18 protein-coding genes are annotated in these 19,749 nt (G+C 61.2%); 13 read left to right on the forward strand and 5 right to left on the reverse strand.

Annotated features, from left to right (window positions below; all coding sequences use genetic code 11):
- Positions 1 to 2 precede the first annotated feature (2 nt).
- Genes KHP07_RS26555 through KHP07_RS26565 form a run of 3 tightly spaced genes read left to right on the forward strand, consistent with a single transcriptional unit; the run spans position 3 to position 3,675 of the window.
- Positions 3 to 509 carry a (2Fe-2S)-binding protein gene (locus KHP07_RS26555; protein ID WP_100492114.1) on the forward strand — a complete coding sequence of 169 codons (507 nt, stop codon included), beginning with the start codon at positions 3 to 5 and terminating at the stop codon, positions 507 to 509.
- Positions 506 to 1,495, forward strand: coding sequence for an FAD binding domain-containing protein (locus KHP07_RS26560; protein ID WP_078050274.1), 990 nt, complete (start codon positions 506 to 508; stop codon positions 1,493 to 1,495). Before KHP07_RS26555 ends, KHP07_RS26560 begins: the two co-directional genes overlap by 4 nt.
- On the forward strand, positions 1,492 to 3,675 hold the full coding sequence (locus KHP07_RS26565; protein ID WP_099491010.1) for a xanthine dehydrogenase family protein molybdopterin-binding subunit: 2,184 nt from the start codon (positions 1,492 to 1,494) through the stop codon (positions 3,673 to 3,675). Before KHP07_RS26560 ends, KHP07_RS26565 begins: the two co-directional genes overlap by 4 nt.
- 148 nt (positions 3,676 to 3,823) lie before the next feature.
- Here KHP07_RS26565 and KHP07_RS26570 read toward each other — a convergent pair whose 3' ends face one another.
- The gene (locus KHP07_RS26570) at positions 3,824 to 5,050 is read right to left on the reverse strand and encodes an MFS transporter (protein ID WP_214498330.1); all 1,227 of its coding nucleotides are present in this window, start codon (positions 5,048 to 5,050) and stop codon (positions 3,824 to 3,826) included.
- Between the two features lie 318 nt (positions 5,051 to 5,368).
- Here KHP07_RS26570 and KHP07_RS26575 point away from each other — a divergent pair, with 318 nt between their 5' ends.
- From KHP07_RS26575 to KHP07_RS26585, 3 genes are read left to right on the forward strand one after another with little or no spacing between them, the layout of a single operon-like run.
- Positions 5,369 to 6,808, forward strand: coding sequence for a cytochrome ubiquinol oxidase subunit I (locus tag KHP07_RS26575; protein ID WP_100492115.1), 1,440 nt, complete (start codon positions 5,369 to 5,371; stop codon positions 6,806 to 6,808).
- Position 6,809: 1 nt separating this feature from the next.
- Positions 6,810 to 7,817: a cytochrome d ubiquinol oxidase subunit II gene (gene cydB, locus KHP07_RS26580; protein ID WP_078050270.1), complete on the forward strand. Its 1,008-nt coding sequence runs from the start codon at positions 6,810 to 6,812 to the stop codon at positions 7,815 to 7,817.
- 12 nt (positions 7,818 to 7,829) lie between these two features.
- Positions 7,830 to 7,997, forward strand: a complete 168-nt coding sequence (locus KHP07_RS26585; RefSeq protein WP_078050269.1) for a DUF2474 domain-containing protein — start codon at positions 7,830 to 7,832, stop codon at positions 7,995 to 7,997.
- 65 nt (positions 7,998 to 8,062) lie between these two features.
- Here the strand turns inward: KHP07_RS26585 and KHP07_RS26590 are convergent, their stop codons facing one another.
- Positions 8,063 to 9,187 carry a methyltransferase gene (locus KHP07_RS26590; RefSeq protein WP_100492116.1) on the reverse strand — a complete coding sequence of 375 codons (1,125 nt, stop codon included), beginning with the start codon at positions 9,185 to 9,187 and terminating at the stop codon, positions 8,063 to 8,065.
- Positions 9,188 to 9,344: 157 nt separating this feature from the next.
- On the reverse strand, positions 9,345 to 10,055 hold the full coding sequence (locus KHP07_RS26595; RefSeq protein WP_078050267.1) for a helix-turn-helix transcriptional regulator: 711 nt from the start codon (positions 10,053 to 10,055) through the stop codon (positions 9,345 to 9,347).
- A 379-nt stretch (positions 10,056 to 10,434) separates the two neighbouring features.
- Here KHP07_RS26595 and KHP07_RS26600 point away from each other — a divergent pair, with 379 nt between their 5' ends.
- Positions 10,435 to 11,211 (forward strand): ferredoxin--NADP reductase, encoded by a 777-nt coding sequence (locus KHP07_RS26600; RefSeq protein WP_099491007.1) that lies wholly within the window; start codon positions 10,435 to 10,437, stop codon positions 11,209 to 11,211.
- 45 nt (positions 11,212 to 11,256) lie between these two features.
- On the opposite strand, the gene mscL is transcribed toward KHP07_RS26600, so the two are convergent.
- A complete protein-coding gene (gene mscL / locus KHP07_RS26605) occupies positions 11,257 to 11,676 on the reverse strand; it encodes a large-conductance mechanosensitive channel protein MscL (RefSeq protein ID WP_078050265.1) in 420 nt (139 codons plus the stop codon).
- 287 nt (positions 11,677 to 11,963) lie between these two features.
- On the opposite strand from mscL, the gene katB reads away from it, so the two are divergent.
- The 3 genes from katB to radA all read left to right on the forward strand — a co-directional run bounded on the left by katB (position 11,964) and on the right by radA (position 15,554).
- On the forward strand, positions 11,964 to 13,505 hold the full coding sequence (gene katB / locus KHP07_RS26610; protein WP_078050264.1) for a catalase KatB: 1,542 nt from the start codon (positions 11,964 to 11,966) through the stop codon (positions 13,503 to 13,505).
- Between the two features lie 106 nt (positions 13,506 to 13,611).
- Positions 13,612 to 14,151 carry an ankyrin repeat domain-containing protein gene (locus KHP07_RS26615; protein ID WP_099491006.1) on the forward strand — a complete coding sequence of 180 codons (540 nt, stop codon included), beginning with the start codon at positions 13,612 to 13,614 and terminating at the stop codon, positions 14,149 to 14,151.
- Positions 14,152 to 14,186: 35 nt separating this feature from the next.
- Positions 14,187 to 15,554, forward strand: a complete 1,368-nt coding sequence (gene radA / locus KHP07_RS26620) for a DNA repair protein RadA (RefSeq protein ID WP_003235145.1) — start codon at positions 14,187 to 14,189, stop codon at positions 15,552 to 15,554.
- 135 nt (positions 15,555 to 15,689) lie between these two features.
- Here the strand turns inward: radA and KHP07_RS26625 are convergent, their stop codons facing one another.
- Entirely contained in the window at positions 15,690 to 16,058 is a 369-nt protein-coding gene (locus tag KHP07_RS26625) for a PilZ domain-containing protein (protein ID WP_214498331.1), read from the reverse strand.
- Between the two features lie 174 nt (positions 16,059 to 16,232).
- Between KHP07_RS26625 and KHP07_RS26630 the strand changes: the two genes are divergently transcribed.
- The 3 genes from KHP07_RS26630 (at position 16,233) to yjiA (ending at position 19,619) form a co-directional block, all read left to right on the forward strand.
- A complete protein-coding gene (locus tag KHP07_RS26630) occupies positions 16,233 to 18,299 on the forward strand; it encodes a carbon starvation CstA family protein (protein ID WP_034107129.1) in 2,067 nt (688 codons plus the stop codon).
- Between the two features lie 15 nt (positions 18,300 to 18,314).
- Positions 18,315 to 18,512: a YbdD/YjiX family protein gene (locus KHP07_RS26635; RefSeq protein WP_003194308.1), complete on the forward strand. Its 198-nt coding sequence runs from the start codon at positions 18,315 to 18,317 to the stop codon at positions 18,510 to 18,512.
- A 147-nt stretch (positions 18,513 to 18,659) separates the two neighbouring features.
- Positions 18,660 to 19,619, forward strand: coding sequence for a GTPase (gene yjiA / locus KHP07_RS26640; protein ID WP_214498332.1), 960 nt, complete (start codon positions 18,660 to 18,662; stop codon positions 19,617 to 19,619).
- The last annotated feature ends 130 nt before the right edge of the window (positions 19,620 to 19,749 follow it).

The following is a 19,749-nucleotide window of genomic DNA, read 5'->3' on the forward strand; positions in this document are numbered from 1 at the left end:
TTATGAGCGCGACCCCCAATGGCGCGGCGGCCCAACCGTTCGCCAGCCACTCGATACGCCTGAGCCTCAACGGCCAGGACCGCCAACTGGATGTGTTGCCCTGGACCACGCTGCTCGACCTGTTGCGCGAGCAACTCGACCTGGTCGGCAGCAAAAAAGGCTGCGACCACGGCCAATGCGGCGCCTGCACGGTGTTGCGCGACGGCAAACGAATCAATGCTTGCCTGACCCTGGCGGTGATGTGCGACGGCGCCGAGCTGACCACCATCGAAGGCCTGGCCAACGGCGACCAACTGCACCCGATGCAGCAGGCGTTCATCAAGCACGACGCCTTCCAGTGCGGTTACTGCACCCCCGGCCAGATCTGTTCCGCCGTGGGCCTGGCCAATGAAGGTCGTGCCCACGACAGCGCGCAAATCCAGGAGCTGATGAGCGGCAACCTGTGCCGCTGCGGCGCCTACAGCAATATCCGCGACGCCATCGTGGAAGTCGTGGGAGGTGAGCAATGAACCCCTTCCATTACAGCAAGCCCGTCGATGTACAGGAGGCCGTGCACCTGAGCAGTGGCGCCTCGCGCTTTATTGCCGGTGGCACCAACCTGCTGGACCTGATGAAAGAGAACATCAGCCGCCCCGAGCACCTCATCGACATCACCGGCCTGCCGTTGCATGACATTCAGGAGACGACCGACGGGGGCCTGTTGATCGGCGCCCTGGTGAGTAACGCCGACCTGGCCTGGCACCCGCTGATCGAACAGCGTTACCCACTGCTGTCCCAGGCCATCCTCGCCGGCGCCTCGCCGCAACTGCGCAATATGGCCAGTACTGGCGGCAACCTGTTGCAGCGCACCCGCTGCTACTACTTTTATGACGCCACCGTGCCGTGCAACAAGCGCGAGCCCGGCAGTGGCTGCCCGGCGCGCACCGGCTTGAACCGGATCCACGCGATCCTCGGCGCCAGTGAGCAGTGCGTCGCCACCCACCCATCCGATATGTGCGTCGCCCTGGCGGCGCTGGAGGCGCGGGTGCATGTCGAAGGCCGTGGTGGTGCGCGGATCATCGAGTTTGCCGATTTTCATCGCCTGCCCGGTGATGCGCCGCAACGCGACAACCTGCTGGCCGACGATGAGCTGATCACCGCTGTCGAGCTGCCCGCCGACAACCTGGCGCACCATAGCAACTACCTGAAAATCCGCGATCGCGCGTCTTATGCCTTCGCCCTGGTGTCGGTGGCGGCAGCGCTGGAACTGGACGGCGACACCATCGTCGACGCCCGCCTGGCCCTTGGCGGCGTGGCCCACAAACCTTGGCGCGACCGCGCAGTGGAAGCCGGGCTGATCGGCCAGGTAGTCAGCCGCGAAACCTTCGGCCACGCCGCCGATGCCCTGTTGCAAGACGCCGAGCCGCTGGAACACAACGGGTTCAAGATCAAGCTGGCACGCCGGGGGATCATTCGTGCCCTGAGTGACGCCGCTGTCGCAGGAGAACGCTCATGACCGCTATCGGCAAACCTTTGGACCGGGTCGACGGTCTGCTCAAGGTCACCGGCCAGGCGCGATATGCCGGTGAGTTTCCCGAGGATGGCCTGCTGCATGGCAGCGTGGTGTCCAGCACCGTCGCCAAGGGCCGTGTGCTACGCATCGACGCCTCCAAGGCGCTGGCCCTGCCGGGTGTGGTGGAGGTTATCCACCACCTCAACCGGCCAAAAATCGCCAGTTATGACGATGCTTTCCAGGACGACGACGCCGCCGACGGCTCGCCGTTTCGCCCGCTCTACAACGACCACGTGCTGTACAGCGGCCAGCCCCTGGCGTTGGTGATCGCCGATAACCTCGAGCTGGCGCGGCATGCCGGCTCCCTGGTAGACATCGAGTACGAAACCGAAGCCTTCGAAACCGACCTGTTGGCCCAACAGGAGCAGGCGCATGCCTCGCCGCAGACCCCGCCCGCGCCGCGCGGCAACTTCCAGGCCGAATGGACCGGCGCTGCGGTCAGCCTGGACTTGCACTACAGCACGCCCATCGAACACCACAACCCGATGGAGCCTCACGCCAGCACCGTGCTGTATCAGCCGGACGGTACCCTGCACATCCATGACAAGACCCAGGGCCCACAGAATTGCCAGGCCTATGTGCAAAAGGTCTTCGGCCTGGATAAAAGCCAGGTGCGTATTTTTGCCGCGTTCGTCGGTGGCGCCTTTGGTTCTGGCTTGCGCCCGCAGTACCAGTTGCCGCTGGCGGTGATGGCCGCCCTGGCGCTCAAACGCTCGGTGCGCGTCACCCTGACCCGCCAACAAATGTTTACCTTCGGCTACCGCCCGCGCACATTGCAGCGTTTGCAAATGGGCGCCGCCGCGAATGGACGCCTTACGGCATTGGGGCACACCGCCATCGGCCAGACCTCGCGATTCGAGGATTTCAGCGAGCATGTGGTGGAGTGGAGCGGCATGCTCTATCACTGCGATAACGTGCAGCTTACTTATAAGTTGGTGCCACTGGATGTGTTCACGCCCCTGGACATGCGCGCCCCCGGTGCTGCCCTCGGTGTGATCGGCCTGGAGTGCGCCATGGACGAACTGGCCTGCGCCCTGGGCATCGATCCGGTGCAACTGCGGCTGATCAACTACGCCGAGCGCAACCAGAACGAAGACAAACCCTGGTCGAGCAAGGCCCTGCGCGAGTGTTACCGCGAAGGTGCCGAGCGTTTCGGCTGGAGCCAGCGCAACCCCGAGCCGCGCAGCATGCGTGACGGGCGCCAGTTGATCGGCTGGGGCATGGCCGGCGGGGTGTGGGAAGCCATGCAGATGAAGGCCAGCGCCAAGGCGCGGATCGACGCGCAGGGCAAGCTGACGGTCAGCAGTGCCACCACCGATATCGGCACCGGCACTTACACGGTGATGACCCAGATCGCGGCGCAAGCCAGTGGTGTGGCCGTCGAGGACGTGGTGTTTCTGCTTGGCGATTCGTCATTACCCACCGCGCCGTTGCAGGGCGGGTCGTTTACCGTGTCCTCGGTCGGCACGGCCGTGCAGCAAGCCTGCGAAGCGTTGACCGGCAAACTGCTGGCCATTGCCCGACAGACGTACCCGGTCTTCAAGGAGGCCGAATCCGTGCGCTTCGAAGACGGCCACCTGCATACCGGGGACGTGAGTGTGTCGCTGGCGCAGTTGGTCAAGGACAGCGGCGAGGATGGGTTGGAGGTGCAGGTCGACAGCGAGCCCGATAAGAAACGCGAGGGCTACAGCACTGCCACCCATTCGGCGGTGTTTGTCGAGGTGCAGGTGGATGAAGACCTTGGCACCATCAAGGTGCGCCGCGTGGTCAGTGCGATTGCCGCCGGGCGTGTGGTCAACCCGAAAATGGCCCGCAGCCAGATCCTTGGCGGCGTGGTGTGGGGGATCGGCATGGCCCTGCACGAAGAAACCCAGATCGACCATCAGCTGGGGCGCTACATGAACCACAGCCTGGCCGAGTACCACATCCCGGTTAACGCGGATATTGGCGAGATCGACGTGGTATTTGTCGAGGAGCATGACGAGATCGTCAATGCCCTGGGGTCCAAGGGCGTGGGTGAGATCGGCATAGTCGGGGTGGCAGCGGCGGTGGCGAATGCGATTTATCACGCCACGGGCAAGCGGGTGCGGGAGTTCCCGATCACCTTGGATAAGGTCCTCTGACCCGGACCTATGACCCACTGAAAATCAACTGTGGGAGCCGGGCTTGCCCGCGATGGCGGTGTATCAGTCAACGCATCACTGGCTGATACACCGCCATCGCGGGCAAGCCCGGCTCCCACAGGTATTGAGGCACACCTTAGACGTTGGGCTACTCCACCGGCACATGCATGCGGTCGCGATTCGCCAGGGTCGGGAACAGCTTGATCCACACCCCCGTCACCACCAATGTACCGATCCCGCCCATCACCACGGCGGGCACGGTCCCGAACCAGTGGGCGGTAATGCCCGACTCGAACTCACCCAATTGGTTGGACGCCCCGATAAACAGGCCGTTGACCGCACTGACGCGCCCGCGCATTTCGTCCGGCGTTTCCAACTGCACGAACGACGCGCGAATGACCATGCTGATCATGTCCGCTGCCCCCAGCACCACCAGCACCGCCAGGGAAAACCAGAACGAGGTGGACAGGCCGAAGGCAATGGTTGCCACGCCGAACACGCCGACGGCGGTGAACATCACGCGGCCGACATGGCGGTCCACCGAGAACCGCGCCAGCCACAGCGACATCAACAACGCACCCACGGCCGGCGCCGAACGCAGCAGGCCCAGGCCCCACGCGCCGGTCAGCAGGATGTCCTTGGCGAACACCGGCAACAACGCGGTGGCGCCCCCCAGCAACACGGCGAACAGGTCGAGGGAGATGGCGCCAAGGATGTCCGGGCGGCTGCGGATAAAACGGATGCCGGCCAACAGTGAATCCAGGGTGGCCTTGCCTTTGTTGAGCGGCGTCTGGCGGGCGGGCAGGTTGAGGGTCAGCACGCAGGCGATGAGGTACAGCACCACGGTGGGGCCATACACCCACACGCTGCCAAAGGCGTAGAGCAAACCGCCGAGCGCCGGCGCGACGATGGTTGCCAGTTGCTGGGCCGACTGCGACGAAGCCACGGCCCGTGGGAACAGTGCGCTGGGCACGATGCTCGGCAGTAGCGCCTGGGTGGTGGGCATTTCAAACGAGCGCGCGGCGCCCAGCAGGAACGCGAGGATAAAGATCATCTCGCGGGTCACGTTGCCGGTCAGGCCGCCTATGGCCAGGGACAGGGCAATCAGCGCCTGCACGGTCTGGCAGATGGCTGCGACCTTGCGCCGTTCATAGCGGTCGGCCACGTGCCCGGTGTGCAGCATGAAGAGCACCCGTGGCACGAACTCCACCAGCCCGACCAACCCCAGGTCCAGCACATTGCCGGTCAGTTGGTAGAGGTTCCAGCCGATGGCCACGGTGAGCATCTGGAAACCACTGGCGGTAAAGATGCGCGCCAGCCAGAACGCGATGAAAGGGCGGTGATGACGCAACAGCAACGCGGGTTCACTAGGCATCGGGAATTCAGGTCAGGGCCGGAGGGAGCGCCGAGATTATCATTAAGTTGTAACAGATAGTTGCAAGAACTGAGCTGAGGCAGTCTGTCACGCGGCAAAAGACCACACAGTTCATTCCTGAAAATGGGACTACTCTTTCAGCAATGCTTGATCCAGATCAATGCCCGCCCGGGCGTTGCCCTGGCGGCCCCAGGGCCAGATTCCCTACGCGGTGGGTTAAAAAAAGAAACGAATTGAAATTCGCCAGACTCCATATCCGTGGGGGCAGTGGGTGCAGGCTCCCGCCAGCAGCCGGTATTACCTGACAGAGGAAGACTTATGTTCGGTTTGGAGGCGCTAGATCTCGCCCGAATTCAATTTGCGTTCACCATCTCTTTCCACATCCTGTTCCCGGCGATAACCATCGGCCTGGCCAGTTACCTCGCGGTGCTGGAAGGCTTGTGGCTCAAGACCCACAACGACACCTACCGTGACCTCTACCATTTCTGGTCGAAGATCTTTGCCGTCAACTTCGGCATGGGCGTGGTCTCCGGTTTGGTCATGGCGTACCAGTTCGGCACCAACTGGAGCCGCTTCTCGGATTTCGCTGGCGCCGTCACCGGGCCGCTTCTTACGTACGAAGTGCTCACGGCCTTCTTCCTCGAGGCCGGTTTCCTTGGCGTGATGCTGTTCGGCTGGAACAAGGTCGGGCGTAACCTGCACTTCTTCTCCACCGTGATGGTGGCTGTGGGTACGCTGATTTCCACGTTCTGGATCCTCTCGTCCAACAGCTGGATGCAGACGCCCCAGGGCTTCGAAATCATTGATGGCCGCGTGATTCCCACCGATTGGTTCGCCGTGGTCTTCAACCCGTCGTTCCCGTATCGCCTGGCGCACATGGCCACGGCGGCCTTTGTGGCCACGGCGTTCTTCGTCGGCTCCTCGGCGGCCTGGCACCTGCTGCGCGGCAAGGACAACCCGGCGATCCGCAAAATGCTCTCGATGGCCATGTGGATGGCCCTGATCGTTGCGCCTATCCAGGCGGTGATCGGCGACTTCCATGGCCTCAACACCTTGAAACACCAGCCGGCAAAGATCGCCGCGATCGAAGGCCACTGGGAAAACATCGGCAACGAACCGACGCCGCTGATCCTGTTTGGCTGGCCCGACATGAAGGCCGAGAAGACCAAGTACGCGGTTGAAATTCCGTACCTGGGCAGCCTGATCCTCACCCACTCCCTGGATAAACAGGTACCGGCGCTCAAGGAGTTCCCGCCCGAGGACCGTCCCAACTCGACCATTGTGTTCTGGTCGTTCCGGGTCATGGTCGGCCTGGGCTTCCTGATGATCTTCACCGGCCTGTTCAGCCTCTGGCTGCGCCGGGGCGACAAGATGTATAAATCCAAGCCGTTCCTGTACCTGGCGCTGTGGATGGGGCCGTCCGGCCTGATCGCGATTCTCGCTGGCTGGTTCACCACCGAGATCGGTCGCCAGCCGTGGGTGGTCTACGGGCTGATGCGCACGGCGGACGCTTCCTCCGGGCATAGCCTGGCGCAGATGACGATCACCCTGGTGTTGTTCGTGGTGGTGTACTTCGCGCTGTTCGGTGCGGGCCTGGGCTACATGATGCGCCTGGTGCGCAAAGGTCCTCAGACCCACGAAGGCAGCGAACCTACCCACGGTGGCCCTGGCCAGAAACGCACGCCGGCTCGTCCGTTGTCTGCAGCCGATGACGGCAGCGACGACGATCACGCGCACATCCAGCACAAGGGGAATTGAGATGGGTATTGATCTTCCGCTGATCTGGGCCGTGATCATCATCTTCGGCATCATGATGTACGTGGTCATGGACGGCTTCGACCTGGGTATCGGCATCCTGTTTCCGTTTATCCCCGGCAAGACCGACCGTGATGTGATGATGAACACCGTGGCCCCGGTGTGGGACGGTAACGAAACCTGGCTGGTGCTGGGGGGCGCGGCGTTGTTCGGCGCGTTCCCATTGGCCTATTCGGTGGTGTTGTCGGCGCTGTACCTGCCGCTGATCCTGATGTTGATCGGCTTGATCTTCCGTGGCGTGGCCTTCGAGTTCCGCTTCAAGGCCAAGGATCACAAGCGTCACCTGTGGGACAAAGCCTTCATCGGCGGCTCGCTGGCGGCGACGTTCTTCCAGGGCGTGGCGCTGGGGGCGTTTATCGACGGCATCCCGGTGGTGGATCGCCAGTTTGCCGGCGGCTCGCTGGACTGGCTCACGCCGTTCACGATGTTCTGCGGCGTGGCGCTGATCATCGCCTACGCGTTGCTCGGCTGCACCTGGCTGATCATGAAGACCGAAGGACCGCTGCAGGAGAAGATGCATAACCTCGCACGGCCGTTGGCCTTCGTGGTGCTGGCGGTGATTGGCATCGTGAGTATCTGGACGCCGTTGACGCACCCGGAAATCGCCTCGCGCTGGTTCACCCTGCCCAACCTGTTCTGGTTCCTGCCGGTGCCGATCCTGGTGCTGGTGACCATGTATGGGCTGATCCGCGCGGTGGCGCGTAACGCGCACTACACGCCGTTCCTGCTGACGCTGGTGCTGATCTTCCTGGGCTACAGCGGCCTGGGCATCAGCCTGTGGCCGAACATCATCCCGCCATCCGTATCGATCTGGGACGCTGCCGCGCCACCGCAAAGCCAGGGCTTCATGCTGGTGGGCACATTATTCATCATCCCGTTCATCCTGGGCTACACCTTCTGGAGCTACTACGTGTTCCGCGGCAAGGTCACCCACGAAGACGGTTATCACTAGGAGGGTCGTCCCATGTCCGGTAAACCTTCGTTGCACGAGATTGAACAGGCCGAGAAGCAGCCATTGTGGCGACGCTTGGGGTGGCTGGCGATGATCTGGACCGGCAGCGTGCTGGCCCTGTTCATTGTGGCCAGCCTGATGCGCATGTTCATGAATGCGGCCGGCCTGACCACCCACTGACATCCCGATCCGGGCGTTGCAGCCCGGTTTTCAACCCTGCTTCTCGCCAGAGAAGCAGGGTTTTTTTATTTGCGCGCTTTGAGGATCACGAATTTAGGCGTGGTGGCGACTTGCTCGACACCCCGGAACAAGCGCGCCAGCTTGGTGTGATAACCCAGGTGACGGTTGCCAACTATATAGAGGGCACCACCGACCACCAGGGCTTCCCGCGCCTGTTGGAACATGCGCCAGGCAAGGAAGTCGCCCACCACCTGCTGCTGGTGAAAAGGCGGATTGCACAGCACAACGTCCAGCGATTGCGGCTCTTGCCCGGCCAAACCGTCGGCGGCGCGCACGACGACATCGCGTTCACCGAGTGCGGCGTGCCAGTTTTCGGCTGCCGACTGCACGGCCATGTAGGACTCATCTACCAAGGTGTAGTGTGCTTCGGGGTTTTGCAGGGCGCTGGCAATCGCCAGCACACCGTTGCCGCAACCCAGGTCCGCCACGCGGGCGCTGCCCAGGTTTTTCGGCAGGTGTGGCAGGAAGGCGCGGGTGCCGATGTCCAGGCTTTCGCGGCAGAACACGTTGGCGTGGTTCAGCAGCTCAATGGCCGGGGTGTCCAAGGTGTAGCGGGTGGGGTAGGGCGAGACGGCGGCGGGGCGTTCTTCAACAGTGGCGATCAGCAATCGCGCCTTCTTCACCGCGAGCGACGCCTGCATCGGCCCAATGTAACGCTCCAGCAACTCGCCCGCCGCCCGTGGCAAGTGCTTGATCATTGCCCCGGCGATCACTTCTGCGCCTGGCGCCAATTGGCCCTGCAAGCGGATCAACTGTTCCTCCAGCAAGGCGAGGGTTTTCGGCACACGGATCAGCACACGATCAAAAGGGCCGACCGGAACCTGGCTGGCGGGAATGAAGGCCACCGCATCAAAGGCCTTGCCGTTGCGCACCAGGTTTTTCTCCAGACCTTGGGCGGCCAGGAATGAATCGCCGCTGGACGTGACTTGCACCTGGCCTTGAAGGCTGGCGGCCAGGGCACCGAAGCTGTCATTAAGCACCAGCACGCGCGTCGCCACCGTCGGCTGCTGTTCGGCCAGATGACTGAGCAGGTACTCGTCGGCGGCATCGAAGGCTTGCAGCGGATCGTTATGTTGCTCTGGCTGGCGGATCAGATCGAGCTGGGCGAAGGGGCTTTCGAGCAGGGGCATGGCGGGGGAGGCTCTGGGTAAACGATGGGTGTTCGGCAGTCTTCGGCCAAACCGTCTGAGTGAACAACGGGCGGCCCCGGGGGCTGCTCAACACTCAGAATTGGCCGTAAATGTTACGTTTTTTTCAGCGGGAATACATGCGGTGTTTCTTTGCCAGTCAAATAATCCCGCTGCGCGCGGCGCAGAGCACGGCGGCAATCTTGTTATTGACCCCAAGCTTTTTGAAACAACTGCAGATATGAAAGCCAACTGTTCGTTCGGACAAGCACAGGATGGTGGCGATGTCTGCTGCGGTCTTGCCCTTGCCGGACCACATGAGGATCTCCCTTTCTCGTGAGGTCAATTTGCTGGCCGGGCTGACGTCCGGGGTCTCGGCATACTTCTGCGCCACCACGGCATGCATTGCATGGCACAACCACAATACCTGGCCGGCATTTTCGTACAGCTCCTCCGGGCTGACGTTGTTGTTGCCCCGTGCCAGAGTCAACATGCTGAACACACCCTGGAAATCATGTACGGCCTGGGTCCACCCCACGCTCACGCCCAAGGTCTGGGCCAACGACCAGAGGCCGGGTGCGTCTTTGAAGGTTTTTTCCTCCCAGACAATGGGCAATACGCACTCTTTGCAGCGTTTCACAATGGGGTCTACGTCGAAGAAGCGTGCCTGTTTATACAAAGTTGTCCATTCGTTCGGGTAGTTGCTGATTTCAAATGGATTGGTTTGGTTGTTCGGCTGTTGGGACGTCATCTTGAAAGAGCAGTATTGAAAGCCCAGCTCATACGCCCGGTTGATGACCATCTCAAACACACTGGTGATCTCGTTCTCGCCTTCCAGCTTACGGAGTCGGGTATTTCGCCAATTGATCATTGGTCACTCTCCATGAATTTCCGTGGCCTGGGGTACGTCCTGAACCCCCAAAACCGCACGAAAGTGAGTGTAGGACACGGACTACACTGCGAGAGGAAATTTTTGTTCTTGCGCGGGCGGGTTTAAGAATTTTTCTGCCAGGGGTCAGTTGGTGCTGCTAGCTGCTAGTTGGAAAGTCCCGGCTTTTTAGGGGCTTGAAGATGCTGTAGCGGGCAACTAACAACCTGTTTATAAACCTGCCGGGAATGCTAATAGCGAATTAATTAGTGGTGCAATTATATTGCCATTATCGTGTGCGTTGATGATGCCACTACCCTGCGTGGGTGTTTCCGCGCGCGACTTTGAGGGACACTAGGGCACCTGTAGAACGGAGCCCCCCATGACGGCCAGTGCTGAGAAATTTACCCGCCAGACCTTGCTCGACGTGCAATCGCTGACCCCCAGCCTGTTTACCTTGCGCACCACTCGTGACCCGGGCTTTCGGTTTACCGCGGGCCAGTTCGTGCGCCTGGGGGTGACCAAGGCGGATGGGAGCACCGTATGGCGTGCGTACTCCTTGGTGTCATCACCGTTTGACGAGCACCTGGACTTCTTCTCCATCGTCGTCCCGGACGGTGAGTTCACCAGTGAGCTGAGCCGCCTGCGGGTGGGCGATACCTTGATGGTGGAGCGCCAGGCCACCGGGTTCCTGACGTTGAGCCGGTTCGTGGATGGCCGTGACTTGTGGATGCTGGGCACCGGCACCGGGGTAGCGCCGTTTCTGTCGATCCTGCAGGACTTCGAGGTCTGGGAGAAATTCGAACGCATCATCCTGGTGTACAGCGCACGCGAGGCCAAGGAGTTGGCTTACCAAACCCTGATCAAGGAACTGGGCGAACGCGAGTACCTGGCTGAATATGCGCACAAGCTCACCTACATCCCGACCGTCACCCGTGAACAGCATCCGGGCGCGCTGAACGGGCGCATTACCACCCTCATAGAGAGTGGCGAGCTGGAGCGCGCAGCCGGCGTCGAGTTGACCCCGGAACATTCGCGCGTGCTGATTTGCGGCAACCCGCAGATGGTCGATGACACGCGCCAGTTACTCAAACAGCGCGACATGAACCTGAGCTTGAGCCGCCGCCCCGGCCAGGTGGCGGTGGAAAACTACTGGTAATAAAAAAGGCGCCTCAAGCAGGCGCCTTTTTTTTCAAACCGGTCTTTACTGAAGCGGCTTGTCGTTCTGTGCTTTGAGCAGATCGCGGATCTCACCCAGCAACACTTCTTCCTTGCTCGGCGTCGGTGGCAGGCTCGGCGCCACGGCCTCTTCACGCTTCAGGCGGTTGATTGCCTTCACACCCATGAAGATCGCAAACGCGATGATGACAAAGTCGATGATGCTTTGGATGAACTTGCCGTACGCCAGGACAACCGCAGGCAGATCGCCTTGCGCTGCCTTGAGCGTTATCGCCAGGTCGCCGAAATCCACCCCCCCGATCAGCAGACCGAGCGGCGGCATCACCACGTCGCCTACAAACGAGGAAACAATTTTGCCGAAGGCTGCGCCGATGATAATACCGACGGCCATGTCGACCACATTACCTTTGACCGCGAAGGCCTTGAACTCACTGATCACGCCCATAGGTTATTCCTTGTTACAGATGAGAAGGGTGGAACCCAGTGTAATTCAGTCATAGCGGGCTTGCCCGACACAACTGTTAACACTGTTAGTTTTTATCGACACATTAAATCGCAAATAGTTTGCAAAGTGCCACTAATCGCGCGCGAAATACCCGCTATATCAGTGGGTTACCACATTATTTTATTAATCGGGTTGGTACGGCTTTTCTATTTATCTTCTGACGCTCGGGTCACTAGCCTCTGGCAAGCACAACTGAATGTGCACCAAAAAAACCAGAGGAAACCTCGATGAAGAATCCAATGAGCCGCAGGCCTGTTTCAGCGCGATCTGCGTTGGTGCTGGTGACTGCCAGCCTGCTTTCCCTGTCTGTGCAAGCCGCCAACCTGACCCGCGATAATGGCGCTGCCGTGGGTGACAACCAGAACTCGCAGACCGCCGGCGCTACTGGCCCGGTGCTGCTGCAAGACGTACAGCTTATTCAAAAACTGCAGCGTTTCGACCGCGAGCGCATCCCTGAGCGGGTGGTGCACGCGCGTGGCACCGGCGCCCACGGCACCTTCACCGTCACTGACAACCTCAGCGACCTGACCAAGGCCAAGGTGTTCGCCGCCGGCGAAGCCACGCCGGTATTCGTGCGCTTCTCCGCCGTGGTCCACGGCAACCACTCCCCGGAAACCCTGCGTGACCCACGCGGCTTCGCTACCAAGTTCTACACCGCAGAAGGTAACTGGGACCTGGTAGGCAACAACTTTCCGACGTTCTTTATCCGCGATGCCATCAAGTTCCCGGACATGGTCCACGCCTTCAAGCCGGACCCACGCACCAACCTGGACGATGACTCCCGTCGCTTCGACTTCTTCTCCCATGTGCCTGAAGCCACTCGTACGCTGACCGAGCTGTACTCCGACTCCGGCACCCCGGCCAGCTACCGGGAAATGGACGGCAACGGCGTCCATGCCTACAAGTTGATCAACGCCAAGGGCGAAGTGCACTACGTCAAGTTCCATTGGAAGAGCCTGCAAGGCATCAAGAACCTTGATCCCAAGCAAGTCACCGAAGTGCAGGGCCGCGATTACAGCCATATGACCAACGACCTGGTCACGCATATCAACAAGGGCGACTTCCCCAAGTGGGACCTGTACGTGCAGGTGCTCAAGCCTGAAGACCTGGCCAAGTTCGATTTCGACCCGCTGGACGCCACCAAGATCTGGCCGAATGTGCCCGAGCGCAAAGTCGGGCAAATGGTGCTGAACCGCAACCCGGCCAACGTCTTCCAGGAAACCGAGCAAGTGGCCATGGCCCCGGCCAACCTGGTGCCGGGTATCGAACCGTCGGAAGACCGTCTGCTGCAAGGCCGGGTATTCTCCTACGCCGACACCCAGATGTACCGCCTGGGCGCCAACGCCCTGCAACTGCCGATCAACGCCCCACGGGTGACCGTCAATAACGGCAACCAGGACGGTGCGATGAACTTCGGCAAGACCACGACCGGCGTGAACTACCAGCCAAGCCGCCTGTTGCCACGGGAAGAGCCGCAAACCGCGCGCTACAGCCAGTCGGCACTGTCGGGCAGCACCCAGCAGGCGAAGATCCAGCGTGAGCAGAACTTCAAGCAGGCCGGTGACCTGTACCGTTCTTACAGCAAGAAAGAGCGCCAGGACCTGATCGACAACTTCGGCGGCTCGCTGGCGACTACCGATGACGAGAGCAAGCACATCATCTTGTCGTTCCTCTACAAGGCCGATCCCGAGTACGGCACTGGCGTGGCCAAAGTTGCCAAGGGTGACCTGGCGCGCGTGAAGGCGCTGGCGGCAAAACTCACCGACTAACCAGGCAGCCCCCCTATAGGAGCCGGCTTGCCGGCGATGGCGTCCTCGAATACGCCATCACCGGCCAGCCGGCTCCTACACAGGGGGGTAATACGGAGGATTGGTTATGCGAATTTTCATAGGCGCAGTGTTGGCATGCCTGGCGTTCGGCGCGTGGGCCGAACCGGCCGACCCGGCGAAGCTCAAGACACAACTGCAGGACTATTACTTCGACGCCGCCCGCCGTGGCGACCTCGACATGCTCAACACCTTCATCGATTCCGGCTACAGCCTCAACACCCAAGACGATAAGGGCTACACCGCGTTGATCCTCGCCGCCTACCACGGCCAGGGCCCGTTCGTGGAGCGCCTGCTCAACGCCGGTGCCGACGCCTGCGTGCAGGACAAACGCGGCAACACGGCGCTGATGGGCGCGATCTTCAAAGGCGAACTGAAAATCGCCCAACGCCTGCTGGCCACCGACTGCAACCCCGACCAGCGCAACGGCGCCGGGCAGACGGCGGCCATGTACGCCGGGCTGTTCAAGCGGATCGAGTTGCTGGACGAACTGAAAGCCAGAGGCGCCGATCTCAACGCTGAAGACCCGGTCGGCAACAGTGCTTCACGATTGGCCAGCGGTGAAATCCGGACCCCGGCGTCGCGCTGAGCTATCATCGCGGTTTTTCGGTTGGAGGTTCTCAAATGGCAAAGGCCAAGCGCATGTACGGCTGCACGGAGTGCGGCGCGACCTTTCCCAAGTGGGCCGGCCAGTGCACCGAGTGCGGCGCGTGGAACACCCTGACTGAAACCATGATCGAGAGTGGCGGCGCCGCAGCCCCCACCGGTCGTGCCGGCTGGACCGGGCAACAGGCACAGATCAAGACCCTGGCCGAAGTCAGCGTCGAAGAGATCCCGCGTTTCTCCACCGCGTCCGGCGAGTTGGACCGCGTGCTGGGCGGCGGCCTGGTGGACGGCTCAGTGGTGCTGATCGGTGGCGATCCGGGCATCGGCAAGTCGACCATCCTGCTGCAAACCTTGTGCAGCATCGCCAGTCGCATGCCGGCGCTGTATGTCACCGGCGAAGAATCCCAGCAGCAAGTCGCCATGCGCGCCCGTCGCTTGGGGTTGCCCCAGGACCAGTTGCGGGTCATGACCGAAACCTGCATCGAAAGCATCATTGCCACGGCCCGTATCGAAAAGCCCAAGGTGATGGTAATCGACTCGATCCAGACGATCTTCACTGAGCAATTGCAGTCGGCGCCGGGTGGCGTGTCCCAGGTGCGCGAGAGTGCGGCGCTGCTGGTGCGGTACGCCAAGCAGAGCGGCACGGCGATTTTCCTGGTCGGCCATGTGACCAAGGAGGGCGCTTTGGCCGGGCCACGGGTGCTGGAGCATATGGTCGACACCGTGCTGTATTTCGAAGGAGAGTCCGATGGCCGCCTACGTTTGCTGCGGGCGGTGAAGAACCGTTTTGGCGCGGTGAACGAGTTGGGTGTGTTTGCCATGACTGACCGTGGGCTGAAAGAAGTCTCCAACCCGTCGGCGATCTTTCTGACCCGCGCCCAGGAAGAAGTCCCAGGCAGTGTGGTGATGGCCACGTGGGAAGGCACCCGACCAATGCTGGTTGAAGTCCAGGCGTTGGTGGATGACAGCCATTTGGCCAACCCGCGCCGTGTGACCCTGGGCCTGGATCAGAACCGCCTGGCGATGCTGCTGGCCGTGTTGCACCGCCACGGCGGTATTCCCACCCACGACCAGGACGTGTTCCTCAACGTAGTCGGCGGGGTCAAGGTGCTGGAGACCGCGTCCGACCTGGCATTGATGGCGGCGGTGATGTCCAGCCTGCGCAACCGGCCATTGCCCCATGACTTGCTGGTGTTCGGCGAGGTCGGCTTGTCGGGCGAGGTGCGCCCGGTGCCGAGTGGGCAGGAACGTTTGAAGGAGGCGGCCAAACATGGCTTCAAGCGGGCGATCGTGCCTAAGGGCAATGCGCCCAAGGAATCACCGCCGGGCATTCAGATCATTGGGGTGACGCGCCTGGAACAAGCGCTGGATGCACTCTTCGAATAATCGAAGAACTCACTGGCACAGTGTTCCATGTGGAAGCTGGCGTGCCTGCGATTGCGGTGGATCAGCTTGCACAGCATTAGCTGACACTCTGCTATCGCAGGCAAGCCAGCTCCCACATTTTTTAGGTGTTGGTCGTTAGGCCTCTATCAATGCCGCCAACTCCCGGTGCAGTTCCTCCTCATCACCTAGGTTCAGCTCGATCAGCCGCCGCAAATGGCTGATCGACTCCACATCAATGTGCTCGCACTCAAAGCCCAACTGGCCATGATCGTCGTGGGCGAGTTTTACCTGCATATTTATATGCGCCTGCGGATCGAGGCGAATATCCACGTCGAAGGGCTCCGCGCGATCACCCCGCCAGTCGTCGGGCCGTTTCACCAGTAAGCCTTTCAGCGATAAATCCACCAGTTGCACCGGCCAATTCCAGCCGTCCTGTGCAATGGTCGTGCGCGCATCAAAGGCAATACGCCGAAAACGTCGGCGATCTGAGGGTTGCTCGCTCATGGTCAAATCCTCTGTGGATAGAGGGATTGTAGCCCCGAGCCATCATCGGGCATTTATTTCTGCTTTTTTTGCCGCCGCAAGGCTCTAGACCAACGTAGGGGGGTGGCCTTTAAGGCCAGTAGCGCTAAACTCCGGATGGCTGTCCTTTCTGTCCACCCTGGCTGGAATATAAAAATGAAAAATAATAATAGCCTGCTACGCCACCTACCCTGGCTGGTGCTGGCAATTGTAGGAGCGTGCGCCCTGGGCGTAGTGGCCTTGCGCCGCGGCGAGGCGATCAACGCCTTGTGGATTGTGGTCGCTGCTGTGGCCATCTACCTGGTTGCGTACCGTTACTACAGTCTGTTCATCGCTAACAACGTGATGCAACTCGATCCACGGCGGGCCACCCCCGCAGTGCTCAACAACGACGGTTTGGACTATGTGCCGACCAACAAACATATCCTTTTTGGTCACCACTTTGCGGCGATTGCCGGTGCAGGCCCGTTGGTCGGCCCGGTGCTGGCGGCGCAAATGGGCTACCTGCCCGGCACGCTCTGGCTGATTGCCGGCGTGGTGCTGGCCGGCGCGGTGCAGGACTTCATGATCCTGTTCCTGTCCACGCGTCGTAACGGTCGCTCCCTCGGCGACATGGTTCGCGAAGAGATGGGCCGCATCCCGGGGACCATCGCGCTGTTCGGCTGCTTCCTGATCATGATCATCATCCTCGCGGTGCTGGCGCTGATCGTGGTCAAGGCCCTGGCCGAGAGCCCGTGGGGCATCTTCACGGTGATGGCGACCATCCCGATCGCGATGTTCATGGGCATCTACATGCGCTACATCCGCCCAGGCCGCATCGGTGAAATTTCGATCATCGGCGTGCTATTGCTGCTCGGGTCGATCTGGCTGGGCGGGCAGATTGCAGCTGACCCGGTCTGGGCCAAGGCCTTCACCTTCACCGGGATCCAGATCACCTGGATGCTGATCGGCTACGGTTTCGTCGCGGCGGTACTGCCGGTGTGGCTGATCCTGGCGCCACGTGACTACCTCTCCACCTTCCTGAAAATCGGCACCATTATCGCCCTGGCCATCGGCATCCTGGTGACCATGCCCGACCTGAAAATGCCGGCATTGACCCAGTTCATCGACGGCACCGGCCCGGTGTGGAAGGGCGGCCTGTTCCCGTTCCTGTTCATCACCATTGCCTGTGGCGCGGTCTCGGGTTTCCACGCGCTGATCTCTTCGGGCACCACGCCGAAGTTGCTGGCCAATGAAAGCCATGCCCGCTACATCGGTTACGGCGGCATGCTGATGGAGTCGTTTGTGGCCATCATGGCGATGGTTGCCGCGTCGGTGATCGAGCCGGGCGTGTACTTCGCCATGAACAGCCCGGCCGCGATTGTCGGCACCGACGTGGTCACCGTGGCACAGACTGTCAGCAGCTGGGGCTTTGCGATTACGCCCGAAGCGCTGTCTGCCGTGGCCCATGACATCGGTGAAACCACCATCCTGGCACGTGCCGGTGGTGCTCCGACCCTGGCGGTGGGTATCGCGCAGATCTTGCACAGCGTACTGCCGGGTGAGAACACCATGGCGTTCTGGTACCACTTTGCGATCCTGTTCGAAGCGCTGTTCATCCTGACGGCTGTCGACGCCGGTACCCGTGCCGGTCGCTTCATGCTGCAGGACCTGTTGGGCTCCTTCGTGCCGGCGCTGAAACGCACCGAGTCGTGGACCGCCAACCTGATCGCGACCGCCGGTTGCGTGGCCATGTGGGGTTACCTGCTGTATCAAGGCGTGATCGACCCACTGGGCGGCATCAACACCTTGTGGCCGCTGTTCGGTATCTCCAACCAGATGTTGGCCGGTATCGCGCTGATGCTTGCAACGGTTGTGCTGATCAAGATGAAACGCCAACGCTACATCTGGGTGACCATGCTGCCGGCCGTCTGGCTGCTGATCTGCACCACCACCGCGGGCTTCATCAAGCTGTTCGACGCCAACCCGGCGATCGGCTTCCTGTCGCTGGCCAAGAAGTACAGCGATGCATTGGCCAACGGCCAGATCCTGGCCCCGGCCAAGAGCATCGACCAGATGCAGCACGTGATCTGGAACGCCTACACCAACGCAACGCTGACGGCGCTGTTCCTGTTCGTGGTATTCAGCATCCTGTTCTATGCGCTCAAGGTCGGCGTCGCCGCCTGGGGCAACAAAGAGCGTACGGATAAAGAAGCCCCGTTCCAGGCGGTACCGGACGCGTAATCGAGGATTGCAACCATGTTCAATGACATCAGTCGCCTCGGTAAATACCTCGGTCAGGCCGCGCGCCTGATGGTCGGCATGCCCGACTACGACACCTACGTCGAGCATATGCAAACCAAACACCCGGACAAACCGGTGATGGACTACAAGGCGTTCTTCCGGGAACGCCAAGAGGCCCGTTACGGTGGCAAGGGTGGGCCCAAGTGCTGCTAACCCGATAGTTCGGGCGGGCAGTGATCCCTTGTGGGAGGGGGCTTGCCCCCGATAGCGGTGTGTCAGTGACAGATAAGTGCCTGACACACGGCTATCGGGGGCAAGCCCCCTCCCACATTTGTTTTGTGTTTCTTCAAGGAGAATTCTTTGTCCTCTCCCATCCCGGTCACCGTCCTCAGCGGCTTCCTCGGCGCCGGCAAGACCACCTTGCTACGCCATCTGCTCAAAGCCGAGCACGGGCTTAAAATCGCCGTGATCGAAAACGAATTCAGTGACGCCGGCATCGACACCCAGCTGTTGGGTGCCGAGCCTGTGCAAGTCATGACCCTGTCCAACGGCTGCGTGTGCTGCACCATCCACACGGACCTGACCAAAGCCCTGTACCTGCTGCTTGAACGCCTGGACAGCGGCGAGATCGCCTTCGACCGCCTGGTGATCGAGTGCACCGGCCTGGCCGACCCGGCACCCGTGGCCCAGACTTTTTTCATCGACGAGGACCTGCGCGAGCGCTACATCCTCGACGGCATCATCACCCTGGTGGACGCGGCCCACGCCGAGCACCACCTGACCCAGACCATCGCCCAGGCCCAGATTGGCTTTGCCGACCGCCTGCTGGTGAGCAAGCGTGACCTGGTGGATGACGCCACGTTCGACGCACTCAGCGAGCGCCTCACCCGCATCAACCGCCGTGCGCCGATTCGTGTGGTGGACCATGGCAACATCGACCTGGCGGAATTGCTCGATGTGCGCGGCTTCAACCTCAACGCCGGCATGAGCCTGCGCCCGGTCAGTGCCGCGCCGTCCATCGACCGAATTTCCAGCCTGGTGCTGCGGACTGAAGAGCCGCTGGATATCGACCGGCTCAGCGAATTTATGAACGACCTGCTGGAAGACCACGGCAAGCAATTGCTGCGTTACAAGGGCGTGCTGAACATTGCCGGCGAAGACCGGCGCATGGTGTTCCAGGGCGTGCTGAAGCTCTACGGCTTCGATTGGGATACTGAGTGGGCCGAAGGCGAGGTGCGCGAGAGCGTGATTGTGTTTATTGCCGATGAGCTACCGGAAGACAAAATCCGCGACGGCTTTGCCAAGGTTTACCAGTCTTGAATTGAAATACGGCCCACTGTGGGAGCTGGCTTGCCTGCGAAAGCGGCCTGACAGCTGGCACATCATTGGCTGATCCACCGCCATCGCAGGCAAGCCAGCTCCCACAGTGGGAGCGCCGAACAACAGGCAT

It is taken from the genome of Pseudomonas sp. VS40, from assembly GCF_018587885.1.
Taxonomy (GTDB): domain Bacteria; phylum Pseudomonadota; class Gammaproteobacteria; order Pseudomonadales; family Pseudomonadaceae; genus Aquipseudomonas; species Aquipseudomonas pergaminensis.